The 12,986-nt window shown below is 65.0% G+C and carries 12 protein-coding genes; 10 read left to right on the forward strand and 2 right to left on the reverse strand.

Annotation, left to right across the window (positions count from 1 at the left end; genetic code table 11):
* Nucleotides 1-5 precede the first annotated feature (5 nt).
* Nucleotides 6-1,037 (reverse strand): TRAP transporter substrate-binding protein, encoded by a 1,032-nt coding sequence (locus V5279_RS32750; RefSeq protein WP_166304939.1) that lies wholly within the window; start codon nt 1,035-1,037, stop codon nt 6-8.
* Between the two features lie 174 nt (nt 1,038-1,211).
* Here V5279_RS32750 and V5279_RS32755 point away from each other — a divergent pair, with 174 nt between their 5' ends.
* A complete protein-coding gene (locus V5279_RS32755) occupies nt 1,212-1,958 on the forward strand; it encodes a FadR/GntR family transcriptional regulator (protein ID WP_224741787.1) in 747 nt (248 codons plus the stop codon).
* Between the two features lie 985 nt (nt 1,959-2,943).
* Here the strand turns inward: V5279_RS32755 and V5279_RS32760 are convergent.
* Nucleotides 2,944-4,989, reverse strand: coding sequence for an adenylate/guanylate cyclase domain-containing protein (locus tag V5279_RS32760; RefSeq protein ID WP_338691257.1), 2,046 nt, complete (start codon nt 4,987-4,989; stop codon nt 2,944-2,946).
* Between the two features lie 188 nt (nt 4,990-5,177).
* Between V5279_RS32760 and V5279_RS32765 the strand changes: the two genes are divergently transcribed.
* The 9 genes from V5279_RS32765 (at nt 5,178) to V5279_RS32805 (ending at nt 12,931) form a co-directional block, all read left to right on the forward strand.
* On the forward strand, nt 5,178-5,909 hold the full coding sequence (locus V5279_RS32765) for a cytochrome c biogenesis CcdA family protein (protein ID WP_338691258.1): 732 nt from the start codon (nt 5,178-5,180) through the stop codon (nt 5,907-5,909).
* A 133-nt stretch (nt 5,910-6,042) separates the two neighbouring features.
* The gene (locus V5279_RS32770) at nt 6,043-6,507 is read left to right on the forward strand and encodes a DoxX family protein (protein ID WP_338691259.1); all 465 of its coding nucleotides are present in this window, start codon (nt 6,043-6,045) and stop codon (nt 6,505-6,507) included.
* Nucleotides 6,508-6,594: 87 nt separating this feature from the next.
* Complete coding sequence (locus V5279_RS32775; RefSeq protein ID WP_338691260.1) at nt 6,595-8,343, forward strand: DUF255 domain-containing protein; 1,749 nt, start codon at nt 6,595-6,597, stop codon at nt 8,341-8,343.
* Between the two features lie 319 nt (nt 8,344-8,662).
* A complete protein-coding gene (locus V5279_RS32780; RefSeq protein WP_338691261.1) occupies nt 8,663-8,926 on the forward strand; it encodes a hypothetical protein in 264 nt (87 codons plus the stop codon).
* A 193-nt stretch (nt 8,927-9,119) separates the two neighbouring features.
* A complete protein-coding gene (locus V5279_RS32785; RefSeq protein ID WP_029078868.1) occupies nt 9,120-9,377 on the forward strand; it encodes a hypothetical protein in 258 nt (85 codons plus the stop codon).
* Between the two features lie 150 nt (nt 9,378-9,527).
* Nucleotides 9,528-10,376 (forward strand): DUF692 domain-containing protein, encoded by an 849-nt coding sequence (locus V5279_RS32790; RefSeq protein WP_338691262.1) that lies wholly within the window; start codon nt 9,528-9,530, stop codon nt 10,374-10,376.
* Nucleotides 10,373-11,158 (forward strand): DNA-binding domain-containing protein, encoded by a 786-nt coding sequence (locus tag V5279_RS32795; RefSeq protein ID WP_338691263.1) that lies wholly within the window; start codon nt 10,373-10,375, stop codon nt 11,156-11,158. The genes V5279_RS32790 and V5279_RS32795 overlap by 4 nt, the downstream gene beginning before the upstream one ends.
* A 10-nt stretch (nt 11,159-11,168) precedes the next feature.
* Nucleotides 11,169-11,945, forward strand: a complete 777-nt coding sequence (locus V5279_RS32800; protein ID WP_338691264.1) for a creatininase family protein — start codon at nt 11,169-11,171, stop codon at nt 11,943-11,945.
* Nucleotides 11,942-12,931 carry a hypothetical protein gene (locus tag V5279_RS32805; RefSeq protein WP_338691265.1) on the forward strand — a complete coding sequence of 330 codons (990 nt, stop codon included), beginning with the start codon at nt 11,942-11,944 and terminating at the stop codon, nt 12,929-12,931. The genes V5279_RS32800 and V5279_RS32805 overlap by 4 nt, the downstream gene beginning before the upstream one ends.
* Nucleotides 12,932-12,986: the final 55 nt, after the last annotated feature.

Here is a 12,986-nt window from a genome sequence, read left to right on the forward strand (position 1 = left end):
CGACCTCAGGCCTGGGTGGCGCGGATCAGATCGACGACGGCCTTCGCCTCGGGCCGCGCCTTGATGAAATTGTCGGTCTGCGGCAGCACGCGCTTGCGGAACGCCTCCTTGTCGCATTCGACGACGGTGACGCCCTTTTCCACCAAGGTCGCCAGCGCCTCCTTCTCCACCGCGAGGCCGTGCGCGCGGGTGTCGATCGCGGCCTTGCTCGCCGCATCGAGGAAGCCTTCGCGCAGCTTGGGGGCCATGCGGTTGAAAGAAGTGTCGCTGAAATAGACCGCGAGCGGCGAGAAGATGTGCTGGGTCAGCGCGTAGTGCTTCGCCGTCTCGTAGAACTTGCTCGCCAGGATGGTCGGCGGATCATGCTCGAGCCCGTCGAGCACGCCGGCCTGCAGCGCCGTATAGATCTCGCCGAACGCCAGCGGCGTCGCCGCGGCGCCCATCAGCCGCAGGCATTCGGTGATGATCGGATTGGGCAGCGTGCGGATCTTCAACCCGGCGAGATCTTCCGGCGTCTTCACCGGCTTCTTCGCCAGCACGCTGCGCGCGCCGAAATTATAGGCCCAGCCGATGATATGAATGCTGGCGCCCTTGAGCAGCGCATCCTCGATCGGCTTGGCCGCACCGGCGTCGAACGCCTTGGTCTGCTGCTGATAGCTGGTGAAGAGGTAGCCGAGGTCGAAGGTGCCGACCAGCGGCACCAGATTGGCCGAGATCGACGAGCCCGACACCATCAGGTCGATCACCCCGAGCTTCACCGAGTTGATGACGTCGATCTCCTGGCCGAGCTGGTTGTCCGGGAAGAAGGTGACGTCGATCTGCTCGCCGAGCCCGTTCGCCTTCAGGCTCTTGACCAGATTGTCGTAGTAGACGCGGCCGTTGGCGTATTTGGGATCGTTCGGCAGCGACGACGAGCATCGCATCTTCAGGATCGCGGCCTCGGCGCGGCCGACGATGGCGGGTGCGGCGGCGAGCCACGCCGCGGCCGTGACCGACGATCGCAGCACAATGCGGCGGCTCACCCGGTTCGTCGTCATGATGGTGCTCCTCCCCAGGAACGGATCTTTGTTGTCTTGGCCGTTTGTGTTGGCCGCCCGCCTGAACGGCGTGAGCTTGGCAGCCCATTTGTCATAATGTATGACAAAACAGATACGGTTGTGCAAGAGCGCGGCGCGGCGGCGGCGCAGGCACCAACCGCAGCGAGGCTTCCGATGTTCCAGACATCCAACGCATTGCGCCGGAGCGTGCACAGCCAGGTCACCGACCGCGTCGGCAGCAGCATCGTGCGCGGCGATATCGGCGTCGGCGAAACGCTGCCGCCGGAGATGCAGATCTGCGAGATGATGGACGTCAGCCGCACCGTGGTGCGCGAGGCGATGCGCACCCTGACCGGCAAGGGCCTGATCGAGTCGCGCCCCAAGAGCGGCACGCGGGTGCGGCCCCCCGAGCAGTGGAACCAGCTCGATCCCGACGTGCTGCGCTGGCACCTCGAGACCGCGGAGATCGATCGCTATCTGGCCAAGCTGTTCCAGCTGCGCGCCGCGGTCGAGCCCGCCGCCGCGGCGCTGGCGGCGACCCATGCCGAGGCGGACGACATCGCCCGCATTCGCGCCGGCTGCGACGGCATGGACGCGGCCAGGACCAACGAGGACTTCGTCGCCGCCGACATCATGTTCCATCAGGCGATCTATTTCGCGACCCGCAACGAGTTCTTCTGGCCAATCGCGCAGATGTTCGAGATCACCCTGCGCCAGAGTTTTACCATCGCCGCCCCCGGCTCGCATCGCCCGCGCGCGCTGCGCGAACACCGCGCGGTGCTGAATGCGATCGCCGCCGGTGAGGTCGAGGCGGCGCGCGCGGCCACCGTCGTGCTGTTGACGAACTCCGCCGATGACCTCGTGAGAATTCGCGGCCGGGAGTTCGAGACGCCGGCGGGCAAACCTGCGCGCAGGCGGTAGTCGCTGTGTAAGCGACATCCTCACGTCGACACCTCCACGTCGTCCTGGCGAAGGCCAGGAACAATAACCACCGACGTGTATTGGGAGAGAGATCGAGGCCCCAGCATCGTCCAGCAATTTGCATTTGGGGTAATGGGTCCTGGCCTTCGCCAGGACGACGATGAAGGAGGTTCTCGATTCATGATGTCAAACAGCCGAGTTCTCGGTGTCATCGCCCGGCTCGACCGGGCGATCCAGTATTCCAGAGACGCCGGTGCTTGAGCCGAGAGGCCGCGGCGTACTGGATCGCCCGGTCGAGCCGGGCGATGACAGTGTGAGTGGGGATACAGCTTCGCGTTCTCGCGACATGATTTGTCCGAGCTTTGCATCTCGTTTCGCCCTCTCGTTGAGCAGAGGGCGCAGGGAAAGCCGGGTGCCGATCGCACCCATGGGCCCCGTGCAAAAGTAGAAAGCACGGGGGTAGGACCACAGGTGTAACCGGGAACAACCCGGCTTTCCCTGCGCGATGGGTTACGGCTTACTTCGTGCTCTCCCCGGCGAGACTTGGCTTGTTTGTCACCGCCTTCGCAAAGCGCTGCGCGCTTTACGAGAGGACACCGGCCGCTAGGGCGTCAGGACCACACGACTTCACCGTCCGCTTCGCGTGCTCTCGTCAGTTCCACGCTCGGCGTCCACCGCATCCCACACCGCGTTCGTGACGATCGCGAAGCGCCCCTCGTATCGGGTGAGACGGGTGAACCTATAGCACTGAGTTGCCCTACTGATAAACCGAATTATTTTTGCGCGCGGGGATTGACAGGTTTTTGCTGTGTCGCCCGACGTGTCGAATTGGCAACACTTGGTTGCCATCACGATGTGCATCGTAGAATGGATAGAGCGCAGCGAAACCCATCATCTCAACGCGCGGATAAAACGATGGGTTTCGCTGCGCTCTACCCATCCTACGATCTACCACGATCCACCAGCCGAACCTCGTCGCAACACACTATTTCGAGCGTGCCACCGTGGTGCCGTCCCAGTCCTCGTCGGTGGGATTGGCGAGCTGATGCCTGCATCGCTCGATCATCTGTGTCGAGGCAGCGTCCGCGCCGCGGAGCTGCCGGCACGTCTCGAACGCTGCGATCGCCGCGGTGAAATCGCCGGCGCGCCAGGCCGACAGTCCGGCCTCATAGGACGCGATCCAGTCGCGCGCGATCGCGCCCTCGTCGGCCATTGCGATCAACTCGTAGATGTCGAGCCCGCCGGCGCGGCCGTAGACGGCGAGCCGGTCGAGTTCGCGGACGACGATGCGGTCACCGGCCAAACGCCGCGTCTCCGGACCGATGATGATGGTCGAGCCATAGACCTTGTTGGTGCTCTCGAGGCGGCTTGCGATGTTCACGGCATCGCCGATCACGGTGTAGTTGAGCCGCACCTCCGAGCCGATATTGCCGACCAGCATGTCGCCGGAATTGATGCCGATGCGGATCCCGACTGCGTCTCCCTTGTCGTCGGCGAGGCCGGCCTGCGCGACCGCGCGCTGGCAGGCGAGCGCCGCCCGGCAGCAATCCGCGGCGTGATCCGGGTTGGCCGCGGGCGCGCCCCAGAACGCCATCACGGCATCGCCGATGAACTTGTCGATGGTGCCGCCCTCCTTCTGGATCGCCGCGGAGACGACGTCGAAATAGCGCGACAGCAGGGGGATGATGCGGTCGCCGAGCCGCTCCGACATGCCGGTGAAGCCGGCGAGATCGATGAACATCACGCTCATCGGCCGCACCGCGCCGCCGAGCCGCGCGCCGTTGCCGTCGCTGACGAGACGCCGCACCAGATCGGCGGGGATGTATTTGCGGAACGCGGCGAGCCCCTGCGCCATGTCGCCGATCGCGCCCGAGAGGTTTTCGATCTCGGCGAGGCGCGACGGATGCCGCTCGACCTTGTCGAGGTCGAAGCGCTCGACATGCCTGATCTCGCCGACCACCTTGATCAGGGGCGCCGCGATCAGGCGCTGCGCCAGCCAGGCCGACAACAGCCCGGCGGCGGCGATCAGCGCCGCGAGCCCGATCAGGAGATTGCGGATCGTCATCCGCACCGGACCGAGGAATTCGGATTCCGGCACCACCGTCACCAGCGACCAGCCCGGAAACGAGATCGGCGTCAGCACCGCCTGATAGGCCTGCCCGTCCCTTGTGACCTGGGAGCGGTACGCCTCGCCCTCGCCGGGATCGTAGGCCTTGCCGGCCTGCCTGACCGCAGCGACCGCAACCGGCAGCAGCGGGTGGTCGGTCTTCAGCGCATTCAGCTCGTCGGCGTCGGGATCGGGAGACGCGATCACGCTGCCGTCGCGATCGAGCAGGAAGGCGCCCGCAGACTTGCCGACCGTGAGCTGCGAGAGGAAGTTCGACACCCGGGTCAGCTCGATGATGATGGCGAGCACGCCGGTGCGCTTGCCGTCGACGTCGATCGGCACCGCCAGCATCGCGGCCAGCCGCTCGCCGCGGGGTAGCGTCGTCAGCGTCGACCATTGCTGGTCGCGGGCTGCGATCGCATCGCGAAACCAGGGCTGGTCGGTGACCAGATATTTGCCATCCTCGACGGTGCTGTCCCTGAGCTTGATGTCGATGCCGGCATAGTCGTATTGATCGGCCTTGAGCTTGCGGTCGGGTGAGATGGTCAGCATCTCGACGCCGGCATCGCCGAGCTTGTGCCCGGCGAAGAACGAGCCGTCCGGCCAGCCGAATGCCACCCATGAAATGGTCGGTTGCGACTGCAATTGCGACAGGAACATGAACTGCCGCTTGCGCGCGTCGCTTGCGTCCAGCACCTTCTCGGTCAACAACGTCCGCACCGCCGTCATCGACGAACGCGCTTCGGTCGTGATCGACTGCAATTCGTCGCCGACCGCGGAGACGATCTGGTCATTGATGGTGTCGGCCAGGGTCTGGCTCACCCGTTGTGCGGTGCGCCACCACAACAGATGCACGCCGACGGCGCTGACCATGATCGACGTCAGGACAAGGGCGGAGATGGCGCTGCGGATGCCGATGCGCATCGTTGGGGTCCGTATCAACGGTTTCATTACCGCACTACGGAACATATCAGGGTTTGTTTCACCCGCACGGCGGTGGCGCAGCGCCCGGACACGGCCCTGTGACCATAGTTGAATGTGCCGGCGACGAAACTTCTGGATTGTTGGCCGCGTACACGCCAAGACAAGACAGTTACCTCGAAGGTTCATTGATGCACGACGTCTCGATCCCGGCAGCCCTGATCGCCGGCCTAGTCAGCTTCCTGTCGCCCTGCGTGCTGCCGCTGGTGCCGCCCTATCTGATCTATCTGACCGGTGCGACCATCGAGCAGGTCAATCAGGACGGCGCCACCGCGGCCTCCAAGCGCGCGGTGATGACGGCGGCGCTGATGTTCGTGCTCGGCTTCTCCACCGTGTTCGTCGCGCTCGGCGCCAGCGCCTCGATCGTCGGTGGGCTGGTGCGCGCCTGGTCGGCCGAGCTCTCGATTGTGGCCGGCATCGTCATCATCATCATGGGCCTGCACTTCCTCGGCGTGACCCGGATCGGCCTGTTGATGCGCGAGGGGCGGATGACCGCGCCCAAGCCGGTCGGGCTGTGGGGCGCCTATGTCATGGGCCTGGCGTTCGCCTTCGGCTGGACGCCCTGCATCGGGCCGATCCTGGCGGCGATCCTCTCGATCGCGGCCGCGGAGGCCACGGTGACGAAGGGCGCGGGGCTGCTCGCGGTGTATTCGGCCGGGCTCGGCATCCCGTTCCTGCTGGCGGCCTTCATGATCAAGCATTTCTCCTCGCTGTTCGCGCGGATGAAGCGCCATCTCGACACCGTCGAGCGCGTGATGGGCGTGCTGATGGTGGTGACCGGCATCGGCTTTTTGACCGGCGCCGTCTCCGGCGTCAGCGTCTGGCTGCTGGAAACCTTCCCGGCACTGCAAAATATCGGCTAGGCGCGTAACAAGCCCGCCACGACCGGCGAAACTCCTGCCATGACGGGCCCGTAGCTTTCAGCTCGTGCCCTTTGGTGCGCGTGCGCCCAACCGCCGGCGCAGGCGGCCTGGCGAGATATTCGGGAGGGTTCGCATGAATTTCATCGTCAATTTGCTGATTTTGCTGCCGGCACGGATCGCTTCGCATTTTTCCTGGGCCGGGCCGCTGATCATGCGGATCATCGTCGGCTACACCTTCATGCTGGCCGGCTGGGGCAAGCTCACCAACCTCGCCCAGGTCACCGAGAATTTCGTCGGCTGGGGCATTCCGTTCCCGACCATCCTCACCCCCTTCGTGTCAGGCGTCGAATGCTTCGGCGGCGCGATGCTGATCCTCGGCCTGTTCACCCGCATCCCCGCCGCGATGCTCGCCGTGGTGATGATCGTCGCGATCAGGTCGGCGAAATGGGGCGACGTCGATTCGCTGGAGACGCTGCTCGGCTTCGAGGAGGCGACCTATTTCGCCGCCTTCATGTGGCTTGCGATTACAGGTCCCGGCGCCGCCTCGCTCGACCGCCTGCTGGTCAACGCGGTGGCGGGCCAAAAGGCGGCGACCTGAGAGGCTGGCTCACAATCCCGTGACATGGCGAGCCCCGATCCGGGCGAGCGCGTAGCTCACACGACCCCTCGCCGCCAGGAGCGCGCCATGAGACTTGTCCGCACCATCGCAATTCTCGTGGCGTTGAGCACGTCGCCGTCGCTCGCGGCGGACGGCCCGGCATGGAGCGACTGGAGCCACGATCTGTTCGCGCGCGCCACGGCCGAGAAGCGTTTCGTCATTCTCGATCTCGAGGCGGTGTGGTGCCACTGGTGCCACGTGATGGAGAAGACGACCTACGCCGACCCCAGGGTGCAGGAACTGCTGTCGGCAAGATATCTCCCGGTCCGCGTCGACCAGGACGCCAATCCGGACCTCTCGAGCCGCTACGGCGACTGGGGCTGGCCGGCCACCATCGTGTTCGCGCCCGACGGCACCGAGATCGCGAAGATCAGGGGCTATATCGAGCCGGAGCGGATGCAGTCGCTGCTCAAGGCCATCATCGACGATCCCTCGCCGGGCCCGTCAGTCGGCGAGGCCTTCGAGATCAAGCCCGCCGTCTCGGCGTTTCTCGGCAAGGCGCAGCGCACTGAGCTGACCAAGACCTTCGACTCTTCCTACGACGAGAAGCTCGGCGGTTGGGGCGAGAACCAGAAATATATCGATGCCGACAGCCTCGACCTAGCGATCAGCCGCGCCGAAGCCGGCGACGCCATGGCAACAAAACGCGCCCGGCAAACGCTCGATGCCGCGATCGCGCTGATCGATCCGGTGTGGGGCGGCGTGTTTCAGTATTCCGAGGCCGGCTCCTGGAACCGACCGCATTTCGAGAAAATCATCTCGTTCCAGTCGCAATATCTGCGGCAATACAGCCAGGCCTACGCGCAATGGAAGGACCCGAAATATCTCGCGGCCGCACGCGACGTCGAGCGCTATTTGACAAGCGCCGATCTCAATCACGATGTCGACGGCCACACATACTACGCGCTTGATGATGCCGAGCGCCGCAAGCTCGGCATGCCCCGCATCGACAAGAACCTTTATGCGCGGGAGAACGGCTGGGCGATCTCGGGGCTCGCAGCCTACTACGGCGCGAGGGACGATCCGAAGGCGCTTGAGATCGCCGAGCGGGCGGCAAAATGGGTGCTGGCCAATCGGGCGCTGCCGGATGGCGGCTTCCGCCATGGCGAGACGGATCGCGGCGGCCCCTTCCTCGGCGACACCGTCGCGATGGGACAGGCCTTGCTCGATCTCTACGCCGCGACCGGCAATCGCGACTGGTTGGCGTCGGCGACGAAGGCCGGCGATTTCGTCGCGAGCTTCCGCGACGAGGCCGGCGGCTTCTTCACCGCGAAGACGTCGGAGGGAGAAGCGGGCGTTTTTGCAAAACCGGCAAAACTGATCGACGACCAGATCCAGGTCGCGCGTTTCATGAACATGCTCAATCGCTATACCGGCAACGACGGGACCCGCGAGCAGGCCTCGCATGCCATGCGTTACCTGAGCGCGGCGTCGGCCGAGATGCCGCGTCCGCTGCCCGGCGTGCTGCTCGCCGACGACGAGCTCGCGGTCGAGCCGACGCATGTGACGATCGTCGGACACAAGGATGACGGCCGCGCACAGAGCCTGCATGCGATCGCCCGCGCCCTGCCCGCCCGCTACAAGCGGCTCGAATGGCTCGACCTCCGCGAAGGCAAGCTGCCCAACCCTGATGTCGACTATCCCGATCTCGGCGAGCCCGCGGCGTTTGCCTGCAGCAACCGCATCTGCTCATTCCCGGCGTTCAGTGCCGAGGAATTGCGGACGAACGTGGCACAGATGGCGAAGCTGAGGCCGGCGCGATCAGCGCAAAACTGATTAAAATGCAGAGAGTGCGATGCAGCAAACCGATCGGCACTGCGCAATGAAATACTCTTTGATCCGCGGTGTTTGACATGAACCGGGCATCAGACCCGCGTCGAACAAAATTTTCTTTTGAAGCGCTGTAACCAAATCGCCTGATACCCCGTAGCTGATCTTGGACGAGCACTCAAATCGCGGGAAGCACCGCGCCGCGGACGCCCCTGCGATCTGATTGTTCTCCGATTGTCCATCCGTTGTGCGGTCCGGGATCGAACAATCATCGGATACTCACGGGCCACGTTTACTGCATCAAACAATCACCGAGGAGATCGTCATGAAGTTGAATTCGAAGTCCGGCGCCACGCTCGCCGTCGCTGCGGCCACCCTGTTCCTCGCCGGCTCCGTGGTTTCGACCACCTCGACGGCCGCCAATGCCGCTGCCGGCAAGTGCATGGCCGGCAACGCCTGCAAGGGCCAGAGTGCATGCAAGGGCGGCGCCAATTCCTGCAAGGGCCTGAACGCCTGCAAGGGCACCGGCTTTTCGATGGCCTCGGAGAAGCAGTGCATGGCTCAGGGCGGCAAGTTCGTCAAAGGCTGATCGCAGCGGTTAACGGCCGGAGAAGGGCCGGCACGCAAACCGGGCTTTCTTCATTGCGAGCAGCAAAATGTCCGTCCTTGGTGTAACCAGGACGGACTGCTGTGCGTAGCTATCAATCGGGTGCAGCCCTGGTCCGGGACTGTCGCAGGCCGGCGGGGGCGCACCTTCAACCATCGTCCGTAAGGAGACGCTCATGAAGGTTACGACCAAGTCCGGCGCCACACTTGCCGCCGCTGCAGCCACGCTGTTCCTCGCCGGTGCTGTCGTGTCGACGCCGTCCTACGCCGCGGGCGAAGGCAAATGCATCGGCGCCAATGCCTGCAAGGGCCAGAGCTCCTGCAAGGGCGGCAACCACGCCTGCAAGGGCCAGAATGCCTGCAAGGGTCAGGGCTTCTCGTCCATGACCAAGGATCAGTGCACCACCGCCAAGGGCAAGTTCGAGCCCGCCTGAACCGATCGAGCGGGACGAGGCCCGGCATAGGCCGGGCCTCGTTTCCATGTTAGTTTTGCAGACGAGACGCTGCGATTGCAGCGCCTGCCACGCGGAGACGCCATGAACGTCGCAAGCCGATTGCCCACGACGGCGCACACGGGGCAAACGATGCAAGCGGCCAAACCGCCGTTCCTGGGCTTTGGCCTCGGCCTGCGCGCGCAGCACTACGACGAGATCCTGAACGGCAATCCGCCGATCGACTGGTTCGAGGTGATCAGCGAGAACTACATGCTGCCGGGCGGCCAGCCGCTGCGCATCCTCGACCGGATCTGCGAGCGCTATCCCGTGGTGATGCACGGCGTCTCGCTGTCGATCGCCTCCACCGCGCCGCCGAATTTCGACTATCTGCAAGGCCTGAAGGACCTCGCAAAACGTGTGCAGCCGAAATGGGTGTCGGACCATCTGTGCTGGACCGGCGTGCACGGCAAGAACCTGCACGATCTGCTGCCGATCCCCTACACAGAGGAGGCGCTCGATCATGTCGTGAGCCGCGTGCAGCTGGTGCAGGATGTCCTCGGCCGCGCGCTGGTGCTCGAGAATGTCTCGACCTATGTGCAGTTCAACAATTCCGAGATGACGGAGTGGGAATTCCTCTCCGAGCTGTCGCGCCGCTCCGGCTGCTGGCTGCTGTTCGACATCAACAATGTCTATGTCAGCGCCTTCAACCACGGCTATGATCCGATGGCCTTCCTCAACGGCATTCCGGCGGACCGCGTGGTGCAATTCCACATGGCGGGCCACAGCCATATGGGGACGCACATCATCGACACGCACGACCATCCGGTGTGCGAGGATGTCTGGGACCTCTATGTCGCGGCGTTGCAGCGGTTCGGCCGGGTCTCGACCATGATCGAGCGCGACGACAACATTCCGCCGCTCGACGAATTGCTGCTCGAGGTCGAGCGCACCCGCGAGATCGCGGCGCAGGTGCTGGGCGCGGGCGCGCCTGTGGCATGAGCGACTTCGCACGCCAGCAGGACGACTTCCAGCGCGCCATCCTCACCGGCGACGACGGCATCCTGACCGAAATCCTCGACAGCTCCAGGGAGACGCGCGCGACGCTGTTCGGCGTCTACCGCCATGCTTATGGCTCGCGGCTGGTCGAAGCGATGCGCAACGACCACGAGCTGCTGCATCGCTTTCTTGGCGACGAGATGTTCGACGAGATGGGCCACGCCTACGTCAAGGCACGGCCATCAGAACATCCCAACCTGCGCTGGTTCTCGCAAGGATTGCCGGATTTCCTGAAGTCCGCCGAACCCTACAGCCATCACCCCGTGCTCGCCGACCTTGCCGCGCTCGAGAAGGCCTTGAACGACGCCTTCGATGCGCGCGAAGGCGACGTGCTCGCCTTGGAGACGATGGCCGGTTTCGCGCCCGAGGTCTGGAACGACCTGGTGTTCCAGTCGCATCCGAGCGCTGCGCGGATCGACCTGTCGACCAATGCCGCCGCGATCTGGATCGCACTGAAGAACGACGAGACGCCGCCCGAGGCGGAGATGCTGGCCGAGCCCGCCCGCCTCCTGATCTGGCGCCAGGACACCACACCGATGTTCCGCGAGCTGCCGACCGAGGAAGCGATGATGTGGGACGAAGCCTCTGCCGGCATTCCGTTCGGCGTGCTCTGCGAGATGCTCGCGACCTATGACGATCCCGACGGTGCCGCAGCGCGCGGCGCCGGCTATCTGCATGGCTGGATCACGGCGGGACTGCTGACGGCGGCATCGATCCGCGAATAGGACGCGCGGCATGAGCGCCGAAATCATCAGCCATTTCGTCGAACGCCTCACCTGGGACGAGGTCGCGCGGCGCATTGCAGCTGGCCGCCCGGCGATCCTGCCGATCGGCGCCGCCGCCAAGCAACACGGTTTCCATCTGCCGCTCAACACCGACCGCTTGCAGGCCGAGTGGTTTGCGGCGCATCTGGCCGAACGCATCGACGCGCTGGTCTGGCCGACCGTCACCTACGGCCACTACCCCGCCTTCGTCGAATATGCCGGCAGCGCCAGCCTGTCGGCAGCAACGTTCAAAGCCATGGTGAATGAGATCGCCGCCGGCATCCTCGACAGCGGTATCAGCACATTGTTCGTGCTCAACACGGGAGTAAGCACCCTGGCTCCGGTCGAACGCGCGCTGGCCGGCTTCGAACCGGCCAAGGTGAGGCATCTGCGGCTCTATCAGGGCCCGCGCTTCCGCCGCACAGCCGAGCAGATCTCCGAGCAACGCCATGGCAGCCACGCCGACGAGCTGGAGACATCTTTGATGCTGGCGCTGGCGCCGGAGCTGGTCGATCCGGAACGCGCCGAAGCCAGCCCTGCTTTGCAGCACGAGGTGCCCGGCCGCCTGACGCCGTCGGACAGAAATTCGCCGAACTACAGCCGGTCCGGCAGCTACGGCGATCCGACGCTGGCGACATCAGCCAAGGGCGCGGCGTTGCTCGCGGCCATTCTCGACGATCTCAACGAGCAGGTGACCGCGGCCCTCGGCGAGAACGACAGGCCACAGCCGCGTGGCACGCCGCGATGAAGAGCATCCCGACCTATCGCGTGATATCAGCCGCGATGCTGGTCGCGGCGATCCTCATCGGCATCGCGCCGTGTCACGTCAAGGCACAGTCCGAGTTCATGCGCGGCGAAGGCATGCCCTACGACGCCTTCGACCGGCTGCCCAGGACCGATCTCGAAGTGTCTGGTGGCACCATTCATGTCGGGTTCGCGCCCGGCAACATGGCGCTGCCCAAGGAGAAGATATTCGACTGGATCAAGGCGTCCGCTCACGCGGTCTCGATTTACTACGGCCGGTTTCCCGTCAGCTCGCTGCGGCTTCTGCTGGTGCCGGTCGACGGCTCGCGCGTGCGCGGCGGCACCACATGGGGTTATCGCGGCGCTGCGATCCGGCTGCCGATCGGCCGCGATGCCGACGCGGACGACCTCAAGCGCGACTGGGTGATCGTGCACGAGATGGTGCACACCGCCCTGCCCGATCTCGACGACCGCTACGCCTGGCTGTCGGAAGGGCTCGCGGTCTATGTCGAACCAGTCGCGCGCGTGCAGGCCGGCGACCTGACGGCGCAGGACATCTGGCAGGCGATGGTGCGCGACATGCCTAAGGGCCTGCCGCAGGCCGGCGACCAAGGGCTGGACAATACCGACACCTGGGGCCGGAAATACTGGGGCGGCGCGATGTTCTGCCTGTTCGCGGATGTCGAAATCCGCAAGCGCACAGGCAACAAATTCGGCCTGCAGGATGCGATGCGCGGCGTGCTCGCCGCAGGCGGCAATCACGAAAAGGACTGGCCGATCGCGCGCGTGCTCTCCACCGCCGACAAGGCGGTCGGCGTCGACGTGCTGACGCGGCTGCACGACGAATGGGGATCAAAGCCGGTGACACCCGACCTTGCCGTGCTGTGGCGCGATCTCGGAGTCAAGATGCAGGGTGACAGTATTGCGTTCGACGACAACGCGCCGCTGGCGGCGATCCGCAAGGCGATCACCGAGGCACGCCCGCGCTAGCGCGGGATGAAGGTCGGCTTCGCAGCAGACTGGCTCCACCTCTCCCGCTTGCGGG

The sequence above is a fragment of the Bradyrhizobium sp. 26S5 genome (assembly GCF_036923295.1).
GTDB classification, from domain to species: domain Bacteria; phylum Pseudomonadota; class Alphaproteobacteria; order Rhizobiales; family Xanthobacteraceae; genus Bradyrhizobium; species Bradyrhizobium septentrionale.